This window comes from Streptomyces sp. NBC_00209 (assembly GCF_045206345.1).
In the GTDB taxonomy this organism is placed as follows: domain Bacteria; phylum Actinomycetota; class Actinomycetes; order Streptomycetales; family Streptomycetaceae; genus Streptomyces.
The window spans coordinates 217,670-238,025 of record NZ_CP108121.1 but is presented as its reverse complement, the minus strand read 5'-3'; the positions used below and the strand labels follow the sequence as shown (position 1 = coordinate 238,025).

16 protein-coding genes are annotated in these 20,356 nt (G+C 71.4%); 4 read left to right on the top strand and 12 right to left on the bottom strand.

Annotated features, from left to right (window positions below):
• Window positions 1–18 precede the first annotated feature (18 nt).
• Genes OG867_RS01125 through OG867_RS01115 form a run of 3 tightly spaced genes read right to left on the bottom strand, consistent with a single transcriptional unit; the run spans window position 19 to window position 3,254 of the window.
• Window positions 19–927, bottom strand: a complete 909-nt coding sequence (locus OG867_RS01125; RefSeq protein ID WP_406281668.1) for a carbohydrate ABC transporter permease — start codon at window positions 925–927, stop codon at window positions 19–21.
• Window positions 920–1,930: a carbohydrate ABC transporter permease gene (locus OG867_RS01120; protein ID WP_018099970.1), complete on the bottom strand. Its 1,011-nt coding sequence runs from the start codon at window positions 1,928–1,930 to the stop codon at window positions 920–922. Before OG867_RS01120 ends, OG867_RS01125 begins: the two co-directional genes overlap by 8 nt.
• A 10-nt stretch (window positions 1,931–1,940) precedes the next feature.
• Window positions 1,941–3,254 carry an ABC transporter substrate-binding protein gene (locus OG867_RS01115; RefSeq protein ID WP_406281663.1) on the bottom strand — a complete coding sequence of 438 codons (1,314 nt, stop codon included), beginning with the start codon at window positions 3,252–3,254 and terminating at the stop codon, window positions 1,941–1,943.
• A 145-nt stretch (window positions 3,255–3,399) separates the two neighbouring features.
• On the opposite strand from OG867_RS01115, the gene OG867_RS01110 reads away from it, so the two are divergent.
• Window positions 3,400–4,746: an ROK family protein gene (locus OG867_RS01110; protein ID WP_406281660.1), complete on the top strand. Its 1,347-nt coding sequence runs from the start codon at window positions 3,400–3,402 to the stop codon at window positions 4,744–4,746.
• A gap of 27 nt (window positions 4,747–4,773) precedes the next feature.
• Here the strand turns inward: OG867_RS01110 and OG867_RS01105 are convergent, their stop codons facing one another.
• Window positions 4,774–5,871, bottom strand: coding sequence for a LacI family DNA-binding transcriptional regulator (locus OG867_RS01105; protein WP_406281657.1), 1,098 nt, complete (start codon window positions 5,869–5,871; stop codon window positions 4,774–4,776).
• An 8-nt stretch (window positions 5,872–5,879) separates the two neighbouring features.
• Entirely contained in the window at window positions 5,880–8,390 is a 2,511-nt protein-coding gene (locus OG867_RS01100) for a glycoside hydrolase family 3 C-terminal domain-containing protein (protein WP_406281654.1), read from the bottom strand.
• Between the two features lie 423 nt (window positions 8,391–8,813).
• Here OG867_RS01100 and OG867_RS01095 point away from each other — a divergent pair, with 423 nt between their 5' ends.
• Entirely contained in the window at window positions 8,814–10,139 is a 1,326-nt protein-coding gene (locus OG867_RS01095) for a transglycosylase family protein (RefSeq protein WP_406281651.1), read from the top strand.
• Here OG867_RS01095 and OG867_RS01090 read toward each other — a convergent pair.
• Window positions 10,109–11,275: a DMT family transporter gene (locus OG867_RS01090; RefSeq protein WP_406281648.1), complete on the bottom strand. Its 1,167-nt coding sequence runs from the start codon at window positions 11,273–11,275 to the stop codon at window positions 10,109–10,111. The two genes, OG867_RS01095 and OG867_RS01090, sit on opposite strands and share 31 nt — an antisense overlap.
• 250 nt (window positions 11,276–11,525) lie before the next feature.
• On the opposite strand from OG867_RS01090, the gene OG867_RS01085 reads away from it, so the two are divergent.
• Window positions 11,526–13,874 (top strand): GH92 family glycosyl hydrolase, encoded by a 2,349-nt coding sequence (locus tag OG867_RS01085; RefSeq protein WP_406281645.1) that lies wholly within the window; start codon window positions 11,526–11,528, stop codon window positions 13,872–13,874.
• Window positions 13,875–13,946: 72 nt separating this feature from the next.
• Here the strand turns inward: OG867_RS01085 and OG867_RS01080 are convergent, their stop codons facing one another.
• Window positions 13,947–14,279, bottom strand: coding sequence for an STAS domain-containing protein (locus OG867_RS01080; RefSeq protein WP_328903792.1), 333 nt, complete (start codon window positions 14,277–14,279; stop codon window positions 13,947–13,949).
• 249 nt (window positions 14,280–14,528) lie between these two features.
• Complete coding sequence (locus tag OG867_RS01075) at window positions 14,529–15,041, bottom strand: MarR family winged helix-turn-helix transcriptional regulator (protein WP_406281642.1); 513 nt, start codon at window positions 15,039–15,041, stop codon at window positions 14,529–14,531.
• A gap of 80 nt (window positions 15,042–15,121) precedes the next feature.
• Here OG867_RS01075 and OG867_RS01070 point away from each other — a divergent pair, with 80 nt between their 5' ends.
• Complete coding sequence (locus tag OG867_RS01070) at window positions 15,122–16,297, top strand: PP2C family protein-serine/threonine phosphatase (RefSeq protein WP_406281639.1); 1,176 nt, start codon at window positions 15,122–15,124, stop codon at window positions 16,295–16,297.
• A gap of 58 nt (window positions 16,298–16,355) precedes the next feature.
• Here OG867_RS01070 and OG867_RS01065 read toward each other — a convergent pair whose 3' ends face one another.
• The 4 genes from OG867_RS01065 to OG867_RS01050 all read right to left on the bottom strand — a co-directional run bounded on the left by OG867_RS01065 (window position 16,356) and on the right by OG867_RS01050 (window position 20,224).
• The gene (locus tag OG867_RS01065) at window positions 16,356–16,811 is read right to left on the bottom strand and encodes an ATP-binding protein (protein ID WP_328903795.1); all 456 of its coding nucleotides are present in this window, start codon (window positions 16,809–16,811) and stop codon (window positions 16,356–16,358) included.
• Between the two features lie 98 nt (window positions 16,812–16,909).
• The gene (locus OG867_RS01060; RefSeq protein WP_328903796.1) at window positions 16,910–17,353 is read right to left on the bottom strand and encodes a response regulator; all 444 of its coding nucleotides are present in this window, start codon (window positions 17,351–17,353) and stop codon (window positions 16,910–16,912) included.
• The gene (locus OG867_RS01055) at window positions 17,350–18,975 is read right to left on the bottom strand and encodes a CHASE3 domain-containing protein (RefSeq protein ID WP_406281634.1); all 1,626 of its coding nucleotides are present in this window, start codon (window positions 18,973–18,975) and stop codon (window positions 17,350–17,352) included. The genes OG867_RS01060 and OG867_RS01055 overlap by 4 nt, the downstream gene beginning before the upstream one ends.
• Complete coding sequence (locus tag OG867_RS01050; protein ID WP_406290694.1) at window positions 18,968–20,224, bottom strand: PP2C family protein-serine/threonine phosphatase; 1,257 nt, start codon at window positions 20,222–20,224, stop codon at window positions 18,968–18,970. The genes OG867_RS01055 and OG867_RS01050 overlap by 8 nt, the downstream gene beginning before the upstream one ends.
• Window positions 20,225–20,356 lie beyond the last annotated feature (132 nt).

Genomic DNA, 20,356 nt, shown 5'->3' with positions numbered 1-20,356 from the left:
ACTTCCTTACCGGGGCGGTCACTTGACGGCTCCCGCGGTCAGGCCGGCCACCAGGTAGCGCTGGAGGAGCAGGAAGCCGGCGACGATCGGCACGCTGACGACGAGCGAGGCGGCCATGACCTGGTTCCAGTACACGTCGTTCTGGGTGGCGTAGCCCTGGAGGCCGACGGCCAGGGTGCGGGTGGCGTCGTTGGTCATGACGGAGGCGAAGAGGACCTCGCCCCAGGCCGTCATGAACGCGTACACCGCGACGGCCACGATGCCCGGCACGGCGGCCGGCACCACGACCTGGAACAGGGCACGGATCGGGCCGCAGCCGTCGACCAGCGCGGCCTCGTCCAGATCCCGGGGGATCGAGTCGAAGTAGCCGATGAGCATCCAGATGGAGAACGGCAGCGAGAAGGTCAGATACGTGAGGATCAGACCGCCGCGCGAGCCGTACAGGGCGACGCCCGTGCTGTTGCCGATGTTCACGAAGATCAGGAACAGCGGCAGCAGGAAGAGGATCCCCGGGAACATCTGGGTGGAGAGCACCGTCACGGTGAACACGCGCTTGCCGCGGAACTTGTAGCGGCTCACCGCGTACGCGGAGAAGATCGCGATGATCACCGAGAGGACCGTCGCCGCGCCCGCCACGATCAGCGAGTTGACGAAGTACCGGGCCAGCGGGACGGTGTCCCAGATGTCGACGTACGGCTTGACCGTCAGCCCCGACGGTATCCAGTGGAACTTCCCCGACACGTCCTGGAGCGGCTTCAGCGAGCTGCTGATCATCACGTAGACGGGCAGCAGGACGAAGCCGGTCAGGAAGGTCAGGATGATCCGGCGGGTCCAGAGGAAGGACTGCGGCGCGGCCATCGGGGAACGGGGGCGCGAGCGCCCCGTCGTCTTCGCCGGCAGCACGGACGGCTGGGCAGGGCTAGGCATCGGCGCCCTTCCTTCCGCGTGAGGTGATGAACAGGTAGACGGCCGTCACGACCAGCAGGAACAGCAGCAGCAGCACGGACATCGCGGAGCCGGTGCCGAAGTTCCAGGTGACGAACGAGGACTGGTAGATGTGGATCGAGATCAGGTCCGCGTTCTCCGGGGCGGCCTTCCCGAACAGCACGTACGGGGTGTTGAAGTCGTTGAACGTCCACAGGAAGAGGACGAGCACCAGGACCTGGTTGACCGGGCGCAGCGAGGGCAGCGTGATCTTGCGGATCTGCTGCCAGATGCCGGCGCCGTCGATCGAGGCGGCCTCGTACAGCTCGCGCGGGATGTTCTGGAGCCCGGCCATCACGATCAGGAAGGCGAAGGGCCAGCCCTTCCAGACCGAGACGATGATCAGGGCGTAGATGCTGTTGTCGCCGATCAGCCAGAACGACGGCTGGTCGGTGATCCCGAGCTGGTCGTGGAGCACGTGATTGACCAGGCCGTTGTCGCGCTGGAACATGAAGGCCCAAGTGATCACGGCCGCGTAGACCGGCAGGGCGTACGGGACGAGGAAGATCGCCCGCAGGAAGCCCCTGCCGCGGAAGTTCTCCTGCAGCATGATCGCCGCCGCGACCCCGAACAGCCACGCCAGGCCGACGGCGAAGAACGTGAAGACGCAGGTGACGAAGAACGAGTGGAGCAGTGCCTCGCCGATCGGGGCGTTGACGTCGACGGCGATCTTGTAGTTGTCGAAGCCACTCCAGGGCGCCCCGCCCCAGTTGTTGATGTAGAACTGCGTGAACTGGCGGAAGCTCATCACGATTCCGATGATCATCGGAATCACATGGACGAGGAGTTCGAGCAGGACGGCCGGCAGGAGCAGGAGATAGGGCAGTCCGCCCTGGCGGATCCGGTCGGGGATGCGCGGCAGTCTCCTGCGCGCACCCCCGCTGCCCCGGCTCGTCACCCTGTCCGACTTTTCCGTCAGGCTGTCGGTGGTCACGGTGGCGGTCATGAAGGGAGCCTTACTGCTGCATCGTCTGCTGGGCCTTTTCCAGGCGCGCCTTGACGGATTCGGTGGTCACGGGGCGTCCGGCGGCCGCGTCGGCCCACAGCTCCTTGACCGCGGTGCCGACGGCGGTCTCGAACTGCGACTCGTTGGGGACCTGCGGCAGCGGGGCCGCGCTCTTGGCCAGCGTGTCGCGCAGGACCGCGAGGTCGGGCGCCGAGAACGCCTCGTCCGCCTGGGCGGCCTTGACCGGCGGGATCGACCCGTAGGTCTTGTTGAGCAGCTTCTGCTCGGCGTCGCTCGTCATGAACTTCACGAACTTCTTGGCACCGTCGATGTTCTTGGTGTTCTTGAACACCGCCATGTTGATGCCGGCGACCATGGAGTTGGTGTTCTTGCCCTGCCCGGGGGTGCCGGAGGGGACCGGGACGGGGGCGGCACCCCAGTCCTCGGGCTTCATGCCCTGCGAGGCGAACGTGGAGGCGGCGGCCTGCCACAGCACCATCGCTGTCTTGCCCTTGGCGAAGTCCGTCAGGGACTGGTTCTGGGCGTACTCCGCGTTGCCCGGGGCGATGATCTTGTCCTTGGCCATGAAGTCGATGTACTGCTTCACGGCCGCGACCGCGCCGTCCGAGGTGAAGGTCGGCTTGCCGTCGGCGTCGAAGAAGTCGGCGCCGTGCTGCTGGCCCAGGACGAACGTCTGGTGGATGTTGTTGGAGAGGTTCGAGCCCTCGGCGCCCAGCCCCCACTTGCCGTTCTTGGAGAGCTTCTTGCCGTCCGCGACCAGCTCGTCCCAGGTGGCCGGGGGCTTCTCGATGCCGGCGTCGGCGAAGCTCTTCTTGTTGTAGTAGAGGGCGTACGCGAGTGAGTACAGCGGGACCGCGGCGGGGTCCTGGCCCTCCGCACCGGCCGAGGCGACCGCCGAGTCGACGAACCGGTCACGGCCGCCGATCGCGTCGAAGTTCTCCTTGCTCCAGGGGAGCAGCGCGCCGGTCGCCTGGAGCGAGGCCGTCCAGGTGTTGCCGATGTTCAGGACGTCCGGGCCCTGACCGGACGTGGTGGCGGCGAGGATCCGGTTGAGCAGGTCGGCCCACGGCACGACCTCCAGCTTGACCTTGATGCCGGTCTGCTTCTCGAACTTCTTCAGCTCGGGAGTCAGGATCTTCTTGTCGGCCTCGATGCTGGGTCCCTGGTTGGAGGCCCAGTACGTGAGGGTCTTCGGCGAATCGTTGCTGCCGCCGCCCGAGGACGTACCGCCTCCGCAGCCGGTGACACCGGCGGCTATGGAGATCGCGAGGGTGACGGCTGCCGCGGCTCTGATGGTGCGCATACGGGATGGCCCCTTTCCGGGGAGGAAGGTCGTGTTCGAGAACCGAACGACCTTCAGGACTTAATTTATGACGTGATTTAAGAGGTGAGAGAAGGTCGCGTCAAGTCCCGGGGTCGCGGTATGTTTCCGCCAGGGAAGGAGCCACATGGCTGAGCGCAACAGACGGACCGTGCGTGACCTGCGACGGGGCAACCGGTCGCGGGTATTGCAACGGTTGTATTTCGACGGCCCGCTGAGCCGCCAGGAGCTCGGTCCGGCGACCGGGCTGAGTTCGGGTTCCATCAGCAACGTCGTCGCTGAGCTCTCCGCGGAGAACCTCCTGGAGGAGGCCGGGGTCGTGGACTCCGACGGCGGCCGCCCCCGGACCCTGCTGCGCGTCGCCCCCGGCGGCGGTCTCCTCATCGGTATCGACATCGGTGAGACCCGGATCAGGGTGGAGCTCTTCGACCTCTCCCTGACCGAACTCGCCCGCACCGAGCGGTTGCTCGCCCAGCACGGCTACGACGTGGACCGCATCGTCGGCCATGTCCGCAGCGGCGTCGCCGACGTGCTGCGGGACGCCGGTGCCGACCCGCACCGGCTGCTCGGCATCGGGATCGGCGTCCCCGGCATCATCGAGCGCCACGCGCCGGACGGCGCCGTCGGCGACGTGGGCTCCGTCGTCCACGGCCAGACCATCGACTGGAGCGCCGTCCCCTTCGAGCGGCTGCTCCGGAACGCCGTGCGGGTGCCGCCCGAGGTCCCGTTCTTCATCGACAACGGCGCCAAGACACTCGGCCAGGCCGAGATGTGGTTCGGCGGCGGGCGGGGCGCGGGAGCCTCCGCGATAGCCCTCATCGGTTCCGGCGTCGGCGCCTGCGTCAACCACGGCGGACTCCTGGACGAGGACCGCAGCAGCCAGGCCCTGGAATGGGGCCACAGCACCGTGCAACTGCGCGGCCGGCGGTGCCGCTGCGGCTCGATCGGCTGCCTGGAGGCGTACGCGGGTGCCGAGGCGATGCGTGAGCGCTGGCACGAGGCGGGCGGCCCGCTGCCCGCCGACGCCGACGACGAGACCGCGCTCGCCGCGCTCCTCGGCGCCGCCTACCCGCCCCCCGGGGTCGAGCCCGACCCGGTCGCGGTCGCGCTCCTCGACGAGACCGCCGAGTGCCTGGGCGCCGCGCTGGGGGACCTGATCAACCTCTTCCTGCCCGAGCGCATCCTGCTCGGCGGCTGGGCGGGCCTCCTCATCGGCCCGCGTCTGCTGCCCGACATCCGGCGGTACGCCCAGGAGTACGCGCTGAAGCACGCCGCGGCCCGGACCACCATCGAGATGGGCCGCCTCGGCCCGGACGCGGTCACGGTCGGCGCGGCGACCCTGCCCCTGGCCGACTTCCTGGCGCGCGGCGGCAGCCGCCCCGCACCGGCGACCCGACCGGGCCCCACGGCACCGGCGGCGCTCCGGACCCCGGCGGACGCCGTCCGCAGCAGGGAGCGGCCCAGGACGGGGTGAGCGGGGCTCTCCGGCGGACCGCGGGCCCTACGCCGAGTCCCGCACCACCAGCGACGGTTCGAAGATCACGGACGTCGCGGCGCCCTCCGGCTTGCCCAGCCGCTCGATCAGCAGCCGGGCCATCTCGGCGGCCATCGCCTCCACCGGCTGGCGGATCGTGGTCAGCGGCGGGCGGCAGGCCAGGGCCGCGCTGCTGTCGTCGAAGCCGATCACCGCGACGTCCTCCGGGACCCGCTTGCCGCGCTCCCGCAGGACGTGGCAGGCGCCCGTGGCCATCAGGTCGTTGGCCGCGAACACCCCGTCCAGGTCCGGATGCTCGGCGAGCAGCCGCTCCATCGCGGTCTCGCCGCTCTCCTGGGTGAACCGCCCCTCGGCGATCGCGATGTAGGGGTGCCCGTTCTGCGTCATCGCGTCCCGGAAGCCGGCCAGCCGCTCCTGCACCGCGGGCACGTCGAGCGGTCCGGTGATGGTCGCGATCCGGCGGCAGCCCCGGGCCAGCAGGTGCTCGGCGGCCAGCCGCGCGCCGTCCTGATGGGCGACGTCGACATAGCTGATCCGGGCCGCCCGCGCCGGGCGCGCGTACAGCACGGCGGGCAGCCCCGCGTCCGTCAGCATGCCCGGCAGCGGGTCCTCCGCGTGCGTCGAGACGACCAGCGCACCGTCCGCGCTGCCCTGGCGCAGGAACGCCACCACGTCCTCCCGCGCCCGTGACGTCTCGGCGAACATCAGCACCGGGTGCATCCCGCGCGGCCGCAGATAGTTGACGACTCCGGTCACCACCCGCCCGAAGAACGGGTCGGCGAAGACCTGCCCGGTGAACGACGCCCCCTCGCCCCCCTCCGCCTCGTCCGCCGGCGCGTCCTCCTCCGTCTCCGTCTCCGGCTCGACGCCCGCGCCGGACACCACCAGCGCGATGGCGTCGGTGCGCCGGGTCACCAGCGAGCGCGCCGCGCGGTTGGGCGCGTAGCCGGTGGAGGCGACCGCGCGGCGCACCGCCTCCTGGATCACCGGGTCGACATTCCGTACGCCGTTGATCACCCGGGAGACGGTGGCGCGGGAGACACCGGCCGCCCTCGCCACGTCCTCAAGGGTGGGTGTTCCGGCCGGTCGCAGATCATCCGTCATGAGCGCATTTATAGCATCAGCGGAGAGCGCTCTCCATCGTGCTCCGAACCGTTACCGGATCCTTTCCCGGCCGAGTCCGCACCCACCCGCGCCACGATCCGCGCGGTGAGCGGCAGATCGCCCGCCGAACGGCCCCCGAGCAGCGTGAACGCACCCGCCTCCGTCTCCCAGCCGAGCCCCCCGGGCGACCAGTGGGCCAGCGCCCGCCCGTCCACGCGGACCACCGCGACCGCGCTCTCCCCGGGCTCCGCCCCGACCGCCGCGTAACCGATGAGCTTGCGCACCGGCCGCTCCACGGCGGACCCGCTCCGCGCCACGTACACCTGCACCACCTCCCGCCCGCGCCGCCGTCCGGTGTTCCGCACCCGCACCCGTACGTCGAAGGGCTCCCCGGCCCGCACCGCCGCCGGGGCCGTCAGTTCCTCGTACGCCCAGTCGGTGTACCCGAGCCCGTGGCCGAACCAGTACGCCGGAGCGGCCCCCGACCGCAGCCAGGCCCGGTAACCGATGTGCGGGCCCTCGGCGTAGTGCAGCCGCCCGTCGGCGTCGGGCGCGGTCCCGAGCACCGGTACGTCGTCCTGGGTGGCTGCCCAGGTGGTCGGCAGCCGGCCGCCGGGCTCGGCGCGTCCGAACAGCACGTCGGCAAGACCGTCCCCGGCCTCCTGGCCCGGGAACCAGGCGAGCAGCAGCGCGGGCACCCGGGTGTGCCAGGGCAGGGCGACCGGGCCGCCCGCGTTGACCACGACGACGGTGCGCGGGTTGGCCCGCACCACCGCCCGCACCAGCGCGTCCTGGCCCTCCGGCAGGTCCAGGCTCTCCCGGTCGTGCCCCTCGGACTCGCTCTGCTCCGTCGTGCCCACGACCACCACCGCCACGTCGGCCGCGCGTGCGGCAGCGACCGCTTCGGCGAGCGCGGCCTCCGTGGCGCCTGCAGGCGGGGCGGCGGCGAGGATCGTCGCGACCCCCGATCCCGGGGCGAGCGAGCGGAGCGCGACGACCTCCACCTCGCGGCCCGCCGTCAGGTCCACGCGGGCGGTGTGCAGGGGCGGGGCGACGTGCACCCGGGTCGGGTCGTCGCTGTCCAGCGGGAAGGTGCCGGACAGCACCTCGCGCCCGTCGACGGAGAGCGAGATGTCGCCCCAGCCGCCCACCGCCCAGGTCCATGTGCCGCTCTCGGCGGGCCGGTAGAGCGTCCGGATCTCGACGAACGCCGCGTCCCCCGCGGGCACCGACGGTTCCACGATCCGCCCGGACAGCCGGTGCTCCGCGTGGAGTTCGGCCCCGTCCGCGTCGAGCAGCCGCACCAGCACCCCGGGTTCGCCGTCGCGCGGATCGCGGGCCCGGTCGCGGCCGAGCGGTTCGGGCCGGCCGGACGGGGGAAGACCCCGCCGGTACGTCACCGACGCCACCCCGTCGAGCTCCCGCTCGAGCCCGGCCAGCGGGGTCACCACGTGTTCGGGGAACACCTCCGCGCTGCCGCCGCCCTGGATGCGTACGGCGGTGGCGTGCGGCCCGATCACGGCCACGGACGTCAGCGCCGACGCGTCGAGCGGCAGCAGCCCGCCCTCGTTGCGCAGCAGCACCGCGCCGGCGGACACGGCACGGCGCAGCAGGGCACGCCCGGCCTCCGGAGCCGTCGCGGTCCCGCGCGCCGGGCGGTCCGGGCCGAGCGCGCCCACCCGGCGGGCCAGCCGCAGCAGCCTGCGTACCTTGTCGTCCACGGCTTCGGCGGGGACCAGGCCCGCTTCGAGCGCCGCGAGCAGCCCGGCCGCCCAGGGGCCGTCCGGGCCCGGCATCGCCAGGTCCTGGCCGGAGCGCGCGGCGTCGAGGAGGGTCCGCACACCGCCCCAGTCGGAGACCACGAGGCCGTCGAAGCCCCACTCGTCCTTGAGCGGGTGCTCCAGGAGCGGTGACGCGGACATGGTGACGCCGTCGACCTTGTTGTACGCGGACATGACGGCCCAGACCCCGGCCGCGACGGCCTCCTCGAACGGGGCGAGATACACCTCGTGCAGGGTGCGTTCATCCATCCGGACGTCGATGGTCAGCCGGTCCGTCTCGGCGTCGTTGCCGACCAAGTGCTTCGCGGTGGCGGCCACTCCGCCCGACTGGATGCCCCGGATCAGCGCCGTGCCGGTGCGGCCGGTGAGCAGCGGGTCCTCGGAGAAGCACTCGAAGTGCCGGCCGCCCAGCGGGGAACGGTGCAGGTTGAGGGTGGGGGCCAGGAGCACGTCGACGCCCTTGCGTCTCGCCTCGGAGGCGAGCAGCGCGCCGAGGTCCGTCAGCAGCCGTTCGTCCCAGGAGGCGGCGAGCGCGGAGGGGGAGGGGAGGACGAGCGAGGTCTCGCGTTCGTCCCAGGTCTCGCCCCGGACGCCGGCCGGGCCGTCGGAGAGGGTGAGCGCGCGCAGCCCGGCGGCCGGTTCGGCATACGTGCGCCAGGTGCTGGCCCCGGTGAGCAGACGGACCTTCTGTGCCGCGTCCAGCTTGTCGAGCAGCGGTTCGGTCTCTTCGTCCGTCATGGCGGCCATGCTCCTTCGTGCACCGCGCTCCCACGGAAATCGGAGAGCGCTCTCCCGGCTGTCGCGCCCAGCGTCCCCGCTCGCCGCCAACCGTGTCAATGGGGGCCCGGGGCGGGCCTGTTCGGGCCCCGGTCCAGGGGTGGGGCCCTGCGATGCCCCCGGCCCTCGTTCTGGGGGAAACCGGGGACCTCGACGGCAAGGACCGTCTGCTCACGATCACGTCGCGCGCCAACGGCAAGGCGGTCGGCGCGTCGGAACGCTCCCTGGGTGCCGGGTGGCCGCCGGCCTTCGCCCTCCGCCGACTGCCCCGCACCCGCGCCGCGCGGCGATGGCCGGAACGTACCGTGGTCTTGTCATCACCCGCTGTTTGCACATAAGTTGACCGCTTGCGACATGTCCAACAGCCAGTGGGGGAGCCACATCATGGCCGCGAACGGACGGCACCGCAGATACCAGCCGAGCCGCATCAACCGGGCTTCGCTCACCGTCACGGCAGGAGGCGCCGGCCTCGCCCTCCCGCTCCTCACCGCCGCTTCGGCGGGCGCCGCCTCGACGGACGTCTGGGAGAAGGTCGCCGCTTGCGAGTCCACCGGCAACTGGCACATCAACAGCGGCAACGGCTACTTCGGCGGCCTCCAGTTCACCCGCTCGACCTGGGCGGCGTACGGCGGCACGGTCTACGCGGCGCGCGCCGACCTCGCCACCAGGGACCAGCAGATCGCCATCGCGGAGAAGGTCCTGGAGGGCCAGGGCCCCGGCGCCTGGCCGGTCTGCTCCGGAAAGGCGGGCCTGACCCGGGGCGGTGCCACGCCCGACGTCAGCCCGCAGAGCGAGCGCAGGGCCAGCGTTTCGACGCCGAAGAAGCAGGACAACGCGTCGTTGTCGTCCCGCCCCACGCAGACCAAGCAGTCCACACCCCCGGCCACGCCGACCACGGTCCCGGGCAAGCGCGAGTCGTACACCGTGACGCCCGGCGACTCGCTCTCCGGGATCGCGGACGGCCGGCACCTCCAGGGCGGCTGGCAGCGGCTCTACGCGGCGAACCGCGCGGTCGTCGGCGACGACCCGGACCTCATCTTCCCCGGCCAGCGCCTGACCCTGACCGGCACGCCCAGGACGGCCACGAAGGCCACACCGAGGACGGCGGCCAAGGCCGAACCGAGGACGGCAGCCAAGACGGCCCCGAAGGCGACGCCCAGGGCAACGCCCAAGGCGACGCCGAAACCCGTCCAGAAGGCCAAGCCGCAGCAGAAGGAGCAGACGAGGCCGCAGCCGAAGAAGACCCAGACGCACAAGACCGAGACCCACAAGACCCAGACGCACAAGACCGAGCACGCGCAGAAGCACAGCGGGCTCACCGCCCCGGTCGTGGCCCGCACCGGTACCCCGTACCACCAGGCGGGTTCCTGGTCCAGCGGCTTCCACACGGGCGTCGACTTCCCCGTCCCCACCGGCACCTCCGTCAAGGCGATGGCGGCCGGCACCGTCGTATCGGCGGGCTGGGCGGGGCCGTACGGCTACCAGGTCGTCATCCGGCACGGTGACGGCAAGTACAGCCAGTACGCGCATCTGTCGTCGCTGCTCGTGCGCGGCGGGCAGCACGTCGGCGGCGGCCAGCGGATCGCCCGCTCCGGCGCCACCGGCAACGTCACGGGCCCGCACCTGCACTTCGAGGTCCGTACCGGCCCCGAGTACGGCTCCGACATCGACCCCCTGGCCTACCTCCGGGCGGGCGGCGTCAAGGTCTGAAGGCCCCGGTCACCGGCCTCCTCGGCGGCGGCCCTGCGTGCGGCGCCCGGGGGAGGGCCGAACTCCACCCGGCCGGCCAGGCCCTCCAGCGGCATCCGCACGGGAAGCGCCGGGCGGGGTGTCCGAGGACCCGCCGGCTCGGGGCCGGCCGCGGTGGCCGGAACCGGCTCCACCGTGCGAGACAGGGTGCCCGTCGAGGCCGGCGGCCCGGCGGGCACGGCGAAATCCGCCGGCTCCGCCGCGTCTTCCGCATCCGAGGTCTCCGGCTCCACCGGCGCCGGCCGCTCGGCGGTCATCCGTTCCGTGGTCATCCGTTCCGTGGTCAGCATGATCAGCCCGCCGGCCGCGACCGCCCCGCACACCAGGGCCAGCACCGTGCCCGTGACCCCGTGCCGGAACTGCTCGCCGAACAGCGTGATCCCCACCGCCGCGGCCACCACCGGATTCACCACGGTCACCGTGGCCAGCGGGGCCGTCAGACCCGCGCCCCGGTAGGCCGCCTGGGACAGCAGCAGACCGGAGCCCGCCAGCGCCGCGATCACCAGCAGGGGCATGAGACCGGACTTCACGGCGCCCGCCGTCCACTCCATGGCCACGGTCTTCGTGTACACCGACGCGATGCCGAACGCGACGCCCGCCGCCCCGGCCAGCACCACACTCCGCATCACCGGCCGGCGCATCGCCCGCGAGACCAGCACCAGCACGGCCACCGCACCGAACGTCACCACGGCCAGCATCAGCTGCTGCGGCGCCCCCAGGCTGTGCGCGTCGGAGCTGCCGGTGAGCGCGAGCAGCCCGGCCAGACCCGCCGTCGCCATGACCGCGCCGCGCCACGCCGTGGCCCCGGCCCTGCGACGTACGAACAACGCGGCCATCGGCAGCGCGAAGACGATCGTGAGCGCCCCCAGCGGCTGTACGAGGCTCAGCGGGCCGTACGCCAGCGCCACCACGTGCAGGACGGCGCCCAGCCCGTTGAGCGTGACGGCCGCCCACCAGACCCGGTTGCGCAGCGGTGCGAGAGAGCGGCCGTCGGTGGCCGTGGCCACGCGCTCCTGGACGATCGCCCCGGCCGCGTAGGCGACCGCGGAGACCAGTGACAGGAGCACGGACAGCGCAAGGGAACTCATGTACACCACGATCCCCTTTTCCAGCCGCCGCGTCGTCGTCCCTGAGGCGGCGATCCGGCGTACTGCTTTGGTAGTACGGCAGTGGTCCGGGTGTCCTCCTCTTGACGGTAGTCCTCCGCGCGGCGGACGTCAGAAGGATCTTGACGGGGGCGGCCTTCACGGGACCGACACGCGAGGTGTCCGTCCGACCCCTTGACGTGGTCACAGCGGAATCCAAGAATGATCGCGCTCTGACAACGTTGTCCTAAGGAGTCTCACCATGCATCGGACCCCACGGCCGGGACTGCGCGGCCCGGCGGCCGTACTCGCCGCCGCCGCGCTCCTGGGCGGTGTCCTCCTCCCGGGGGCCACGGCCGAGGCCGCCCCCCGGAGCGACGGCCGGCTGACCGATCTGGTCAACCCGTTCATCGGCACCCAGAACGAGGGCAACACCTATCCCGGCGCCTCCGTGCCCTTCGGCATGGTGCAGCTCTCGCCGGACACCGGCCACAACACCGGTTACGACTACGGCGAGAACCACATCCGCGGCTTCTCGTCCGTCCACCTCTCCGGAGTCGGCTGCGGGCTCGGCGGCGACCTGCCGACGCTGCCCACCACCGGCGACGTCACGGAGACCGACTACGCCAAGTACGCGGCGGAGTTCAGCCACGACGACGAGAAGGCGAGCCCCGGCTACTACAAGGTCGGGCTCAAGACGGGCATCGAGGCCGAGCTGACCGCCACGCAGCGCACCGGCGTCCAGCGCTACACCTTCCCGGCCACCGACAAGGCCAACGTCCTGCTCAACGCGGGCCAGTCGCTGCACCGGACGCTCTCGTCCGACGTGGAGATCCTGGACAACCGCACCGTGCGGACCGCCATCACCGGCAGCGGCTTCTGCCAGGACACCAAGGCGTACACGGTCTACACGATCACCCGGTTCGACCGCCCCTTCACCACCTCGGGCACCTGGAACGGCGACACCGTCACCGGCGCGAAGAAGTCGAAGGCCACCGACGCCCGCAACGGCGCCTGGCTGCGGTTCGACACCACCAAGGACCGCACCGTCGAGGCCACCACGGCCCTCAGCTACGTCGACGCCAAGGGTGCCGCGCTCAACCTCCGCGCCGAGGGCGGCCACGGCTTCGACCACGTCCTGCGCTCCGCCGAACGCACCTGGGAGGACCGCCTCGAAGGCGTGAAGGCCCAGGGCGGCGGCGACGAGCTGCGCCGGACCTTCTACTCCTCCCTCTACCGGTCCTTCCTCGCGCCCAACGTGGGCAGCGACGTGGACGGCCGCTACACCGGTTGGGACCAGAAGAAGCACAGGGCGAAAGGCTTCACGTACTACCAGAACTGGTCGCTCTGGGACACCTATCGCACCCAGGCCCAGCTGCTTTCCCTGCTCGCCCCGCGTGAATCCCGCGACATGGCGATATCCGTCCTGCGCATCGACGCGGAGAGCGGCTGGCTGCCCAAGTGGGGCTACGGCACGGTCGAGACCAACATCATGACCGGCGACCCGGTCACCCCCTTCCTCACCAACGCCTACCAGCAGGGCCTGCTGAAGGGGTACGAGGAGGAGGCGTACCGCGCCCTCAAGAAGAACGCGGACGGGGTGCCGCCCACCGACTCCGCGCCCGTGGGCCGCGAGGCCAACGTCCAGTACCTGAAGGACGGCTTCGCCCCGTACATCAAGGACCGGCCGCACGCGAAGCCCGGTGACTCCGACTTCGACCACGGCGCCTCCGCGACCCTGGAGTACGCCCTCGCCGACGGCATGCTCGCCGAGATGGCCCGCGACCTCGGCCACAAGGCCGACGCGGCACGCTACGAGGCCCGCGCCCAGAACTACCGGAAGATCTTCGACCCCTCGACCGGCTTCTTCCGCGCCCGCGACGCCGCCGGCGCGTTCACCGGTCCCGCCGACCCGGCGGAGAGCGAGGGCTTCCACGAGGGCACGTCCTGGCAGTACCAGTGGATGGTCCCGCAGGACATCCCCGGCATGGTCGACCTGATCGGCGGGAAGGACGCCGCCAACGAGCGGCTCGACTCGTTCTTCGCGTACGACGAGCTCCTCGCCGACCCGGCGAAGACCGCCCGCGAGGTGTGGGTGAACGGACCGTACGCGTACTACAACGCCGACAAGTACAACCCGCAGAACGAGCCCGACCTCATCGCCCCGTACACCTACCTCTCCACCGGCCAGCCGTGGAAGACGACCGACGTGGTCCACGCGGCCCTGACGCTCTTCACCAACGGCCCGACCGGCATGACCGGCAACGACGACCTCGGCACGATGTCCGCCTGGATGGTGCTCTCGTCCATCGGCGTCTTCCCGGTTCAGCCGGGCACCGACACCTGGGGCCTGTCCACGCCCGCGTTCGAACGCGTCGACATCAAGCTCGACCGGCGCTATTACCCGCGCGGTGCGCTGACCGTGAGCGCCCCCGGCGCCTCGGACGCCGACCGCTACATCCAGTCCGCCCGGATCGACGGCGCGACGCAGTCGCGTACGTACCTGACCACGGACGACATCCGCTCGGCCCGCTCGCTCTCCTTCACGGTGGGCGACGAGCCGTCGGCGTGGGGCACCTCGCCCGAGGACGCCCCGCCCGCCCTCGACTGACCGGGCGGCCACACGGCCGAGCGCCCTTCTCCCCGTCGGCGGGGAGAAGGGCGCTCGGTGTTTGCCTCTTCGCTACGCGGGAATCGGCGGGTCGATCGCCTCGGCGACGCTCGGAAAGACCGGGACGGCGCTGTCCAGGCCCAGAACGGAGATCAGCCGTTCCATGAAGACCGACGGTGCGGCGAGCCGCAGCCGCGGCCCGAGAGCCGCCTGTCCCTGCAGCAGCACGTTCACCGTCGTGGAGTCGGCGAAACTCACGTCCGACAGGTCCACGACGACCGGCCCGGCACCCTCACGCGACGCGTTCTCCAGCGCGGTGCCGAGGGCCGCCACGTTGTCGATGTCGAGGTCACCGGTTACAGCGAGCACCAACGCCCCACGTTCATGACGTGGGACGATCTGCATGGCTCTGCCGGCGCTGGGCGGTGGAAGCACGTTCACCTCGTGTTGCACTGGGCGGCGGGGGTAACGCCGCGATCGGACGGGCAGTCCGATTCTGCTCCGTCCCTGCTCGCGGCGGGAATGCTCAACGATAAAAGTAACAGTTGCCATTTGACAACATTCTTCGTGGGGCAACAATCTGTACCGAACGATCAACGTGAGCGCCCGTCCGAGCGGCGCCTTCGGAACGCGGAAGCAGGGGCGTGCATGAAGCTAGGCGCTGTCCGCGACATCGTCGCGAAGCCGGGCGGCGGTCCTCCGCTCACCGGTGAGCCGCTGCGATGCCGCCGAGCGGAAGGCGGTCAGTCCCACGGCGAGAGCGGCCACCTCGGAGGGCTGCATCCGCTCCAGCACGGCGGTCAGCTCCCGCGTGCGGATCGCCCGGTACTCCTCCAGCAGCTCCCGGCCCTGAAGGGTCAGCCGGAGTTCGACCTCCCGGCGGCTCGTCGGGCTGGGGTCCCGCTGGACCAGTCCCATGGCCTCCATGCGGTCGCACAGCCGGCTCACCGACGGGGCCCGCGAGCCGAGTGCCTCCCCGAGCGAGCGCAGATTGCTCCCCTCCTGCTGCTCGACGACGAGGAGCGCGCGAAGCTGGGAGGGGGAGACAACTCCCCGGGCGGCGGCCTCCTGGCCCCGTCCCCACAACACCTCCAGAAGCTCGGACGCGGCACAGACGTCCTCGGACACCTGTGCAGGGCGGTGAGGGAGTCCGGTGCGGTGGGGCATTCTTCCACTCTGTCACCCGTAGCGTGCTCCTGTCAGCCTGGCTCCGCTCCCGCCGGCCACCGAAGAATGGGCGAAACAGAGTGAATGCCCCCACGGATATCGAACGAGCGCTCCGCGCGGCGCCGCCGTATGCCCTGGTGAAGACGGTGCGCGAGATCCTCGCGACATCGTACGGGGCCCTCTCCGTGCAGCTTCTCCTGGCGGATTACGGAATGACCGTGCTCAACCCGGTCGACGCCGGCGACGGCCCCGGCCAGCCGCTCTCCCTGAACAACAGCCCGCAGGGCCGCGCCTTCGGCAGCCAGCGCCCGCACCAGGGCCGCACCGGCTCCGACGACGCGGCGGACCACCACTTCCCGGTCACCGTCCGGGGCGAACGCCTCGGCATCCTCACCGTCCGGCTGCCCTCCGCGCGCGCCACCCCGCAGATCACGGACGACCTCACCCATGTCGCGGACCTCCTCGGCCACGAGATCGTCGTCGCCGAACGGGACACCGACCACTACCAGCGGGCCCGGCGCACCACGCGCCTCACCCTCGCCGCCGAGATGCAGTGGCAGCTGCTCCCGGCCAGGTCGTTCGTCGCCGCCGAGTACGCCATAGGAGCCCAGCTCGAACCCGCCTACGCCATCCACGGCGACAACTTCGACTGGGCGGCCGAGGGCGACCAGCTGAGCGTCGCCGTGACCAACGGCCTGGGGGAGGGCATCCGCGCCTCCCTCCTCACCAACCTCGCCGTCAACGCGCTGCGCAACGCCAGAAGGGCCGGGATCGGCATCGCGGACCAGGCGGCCCTGGCCGACCAGGCCATCTACGAGCAGCACCGCGGCGCCGCCCACGTCTCGACCCTGCTCCTCCGCTTCGACCTGCCCACGGGATCGGTCGAAGCGGTGGACGCGGGTTCCCCGCAGTTGTGGCGGCTGCGCGGTCGCACGGTCACCCGGGTCGCGCTCGACGCCCAGCTCCCGCTGGGGATGTTCGAGGAGTCGCAGTACGCCGTTCAGCACCTCCAGGCCCGCCCCGGCGACCGGCTGCTGCTCGTCAGCGACGGGGTCTATGACGCGGTCTCACCGCTCGGAGAGGCATTCGCGGAACGCGGCCTGCCCAGGGCCGTCCTCGCCACCCGGCTGCTGCCGGCGGCCGCCGTGCCCGGCGCGGTCCTGCGTGAACTGGCGGAACACCGGGCGTCGGACACGTTGGACGACGCCATGGTCATGTGCATCGACTGGTTCGGCCGGCCCGAGGCCAAGGGCTGAGCCCGACGCCGCCTGAGCCCGGTCCGGGACGCCGCCCGCCCGGTGCTCCCCGGCCGGCTCAGCTGCTCAGCGTGAACTCGGCCCGGATGCGCTTGCCGACCGGCACCCGCTCGGCCGTGACGCGGTCGCAGAGGGCCACCACGATCTCCATGCCGTGGCCGCCCAGGCGGCTCGGGTCGGGGGCGTAGAAAACGGGCAGCGCGCTGCTGCTGTCGTACACCGTGATGCTGATCCGCTGCGCCGTGCCCTCCAGCTCCAGCAGATACGGGCCGTGGCTGTAGCGCTCCGCGTTGGTGACCAGCTCGCTCACGGCCAGCATCAGGTCGTTACGGGTGTGAGTGCCCAGCACGGCCATCCACTCGGACACCAGTCGGCCGAGAAAGCGGTCCGCAAGTGCCCGCGCCTGGGAAATGCACCCCGGCTCTCCGTCGAACACCTCGGCGCTGTGCAGAGCCTCCGTGGGCGGACAGCTCCGGGGGGAGTCGTCCGGCGGGGAGATCGCCTGTTCGTTCATGTGCTCCAGCCAGGGCGCAGCGGGGAGGTCGCGGACCTCTTTCTTGTGATCGTGTACCCACGTCGGGAGATCCCACTCCCCTGCGTCGTCAGCGAATATTACGCGCGGCCGGGAAGCCGCACCACGGTGACGAAGAAGTCATCGATCTGCCGGACGGCCGCGATGAACTGGTCCAGGTCGACCGGCTTGGTGACGTAGGCGTTGGCGTGCAGCTTGTAGCTGCGCAGGATGTCCTCCTCGGCGGAGGACGTCGTGAGCACGACGACGGGGATCAGCGCGAGCTCCGGGTCCTGCTTGATCTGCTCCAGCACCTGGCGGCCGTCGTACTTCGGCAGGTTCAGGTCGAGCAGGATCAGATCGGGCCGGGGCGCGTCCGCGTGGGCACCCCGGCGGTACAGGAAGTCGAGCGCCTCCTCGCCGTCACGGACCACATGGAGCGTGTTGCGGATCTTGTTGTCCTCGAACGCCTCACGGGTCATCAGCTCGTCGCCCGGGTCGTCCTCGACCAGCAGGACCTCGATGGGCTCTACAGGGGTGTTCACGTGGTCGCTCCGGAGATCTCCGCAGGGGCTGCGGCGTCGTGGGTTTCCGCGGGTTCGGGCTCGGGGTCGGCGGGCAGCGAGAAGTGGACCCGCGCCCCGTGACGGGAATCGGGATCGAGCCAGATCCTGCCCCCGTGGAACTCGATGATCTTGCGGCACAGGGCGAGGCCGATGCCCGTCCCGTCGTACTCGTCACGGGCGTGCAGGCGCTGGAAGATGACGAAGACCTTCTCCGCGAACTCCGGCGCGATGCCGATCCCGTTGTCGGCCACCGTGAAGTGCCAGTCGCCGCCCTCCCGCTCGCAGCCGACCGTGATCACGCACGGCTCGTCGGCGCGGCGGAACTTCACGGCGTTCCCGATCAGGTTCTGCCAGATCATCGCGAGCGTCGTGGAGTCACCGGTGACCGCTGGGAGCGGGTCCTCCCGGACGACCGTGGTCCCCGACTCCTCGATCACCATCGCCAGGTTGGCCAGCGCGCGGTCCAGGGACCGGTCGAGCTCCACGGGCGTCCAGCTGTCGTGGACCCGGCCGACCCGGGAGAACGTCAGCAGGTCGTTGATGAGCACCTGCATGCGCTTGGCGCCGTCGACCGCGAAGTCGATGTACTGCTTGCCGCGGCCGTCGAGCTCGTTCCCGTACCGCTTGTCCAGCAGCTGGCAGAACGAGGCCACCTTCCGCAGCGGCTCCTGGAGGTCGTGCGAGGCGACGTACGCGAACTGCTCCAGCTCCGAGTTGGACCTGCGCAGCTCCACGGCCTGCTGCGCCAGCACGTCCTCCCGCTCCTGTACGGCGTCGAGCTCGGCCACCAGCCTGCCCCGCATGTCCTCGACCGCGGCGGCCACCGCCCGTACGTCGGCGGGCCCGCGCACCTCGATCCGCTGCCGGCGGAAGCTGCTGGAGCGGACCCGCCGGGACGCCTCGGCGAGCGCGTTCAGCGGCCGCCCCACGGTGCGCTGGAGCAGCATGCTGAGGGCGATCACGCAGAGCGCGAACACGATCAGCAGGGTGGTGAGGACCCGGTCGCGGGTGCGGCGGGCATCGTCCAGCTCGCCGCGCACCCGGTCCCGGGCGGCGTCGAGACGCGCCTGCTGGGTGCCGTACAACTGCCGCAGCTTGTCGAACGCGGCCTTGCTCTCGGCCGTCCTGGCGGACGAGCGCGTCCCGGGGCCGTCGCGCCGGACATCGGCGATCAGCGGGTCGGCGTGCACCCGGCGCCACTCCGCGACGGCGGCCGCGATCCGGTCGAGGTCGCGGCTGTACGGCTGCTCGTCGTCCATCGCGGAGCGCACCCGGGCCAGCCGGTCCGTCTCCTCCTTCTTGCCGGCGGCGAACGGCTCCAGGAACGAGTCGTCACCGGTCAGCGCGTAGCCCCGTACCCCCGTCTCCTGGTTCAGCAGGGCGTTCTGGAGCTGGAAGGAGGCCGAGCGGGCGGGCTGGATGCTGTCCACCAGCTCGGTGGTCCGGTCCGAGATCCCGGCCAGCACCAGGCCGCCCGCGACCACGCAGCCGCAGACGACGAGGACGAAGGCGCCCAGGATCAGATGGACCCAGTTCTGTACGGACAGCCGCGCCCACCTGCCGGCCGGCTGTACGACGGGGTCCGGTATCTCATTACTCATGCGAGGTGCTTCTCCAGCCGAGGTGCAGGACGGCGACGTCGTCGGCGAGACCCCCGTGGGGGGCCGCGGCCTCCGTGGCGCCGGCGACCAGTGCGTCGATGAACGGACGGGCGCCGAGTGACGCCCGGTCCCGGGCCATGTCGAGCAGCCCGTCCTCGCCCAGGCGGCTGTGCGGTCCGGTGCGCCCCTCGAAGAGGCCGTCGGTGAACAGGACGAGGGCGGCGCCGGGCGCGAGTTCCACATCGGTGACAGACCACTGGCCGTGCCCCGGCAGCAGCCCGAGTGCTATCCCGCCCTCGGGCTCCACCCAGTCGACCCCCGCGCCGTGCCGGAGCAGCAGCCCGGGGTGGCCGGCCCGCATGACGCGGACGCGGTCGCGGCCGGGCGGAAAGGCCAGCGAGGTGACGGTCGCGAAGACATGGGGGTCGGAGCGCTCGGCCACCAGGATCGACTCCAGGAGCCCGAGCTGTTCCAGCGGATCGGTGCCGCACAGGACGGCGGTGCGCCAGGCGACCCGCAGGCACACCCCGAGCGCCGCCTCCGCCGCGCCGTGCCCCGACACGTCGCCGATGACCGCCCACACCGTGCCGTCCGGCGTCTGGACCACGTCGTAGAAGTCACCGCTGAGCAGCCCGTGGGCCCGGCCCGGCTCGTAGCGGGCGACGGCCTGGAAGCTGTCGTCGTTCAGCAGGGGGACGGGCAGCAGCCCGCGTTCCAGGCGGGCGTTCTCCTGCGCCATCAGCTGGTTGGCCCGCAGCGCGGAGGCGGCCCGCTCGACCTGCTTGCGCTGGAGGGCGTACCGGATGGCGCGCGCGAGGGCCTGCGGATCGAGCAGCCCCTTCATCAGGTAGTCCTGTGCGCCCGTCGCCACGGCGGCGAGCCCCGCGTCGGACTCGGCCAGGCCGGTGAGCACCACGATCGCGGCGTCGGGGGACGTCTCCACGATCTGGGTGACGGCACTCAGACCGTGTACGTCGGGCAGATGCAGGTCGAGCAGTACGCAGACGGGAGAGTGGTGCGACCGCAGGAAGGCCAGCGCCTCGGACAGGGTCTTGCACCAGGTCAGCGTCGGGTCCAGCTCGCCGTCGGCGAGCATCTCCTCGACGAGCAGGGCGTCACCCGCGTCGTCCTCGACCAGCAGAATGGTGCCGCCGACGTCCCACACGGAGTCGCGGTCGTCCGCCTCGGATGCCGCCTGGACCGGGAAGGCCCCTGGGACGGGAGGTCGGGCCGGGGCGCCCAGGCGCATCTCAGCCACGTTTCACTCTCTCCTTGTACCGAGCGGGCCGCCCGCCGGTGTTGCGCAGCATATGTGAACGACGCCCGGCGATCTGCCGCCGGGCGTCGTTCACATCGTCTTCGGCCACACTCCGTCGGTGTG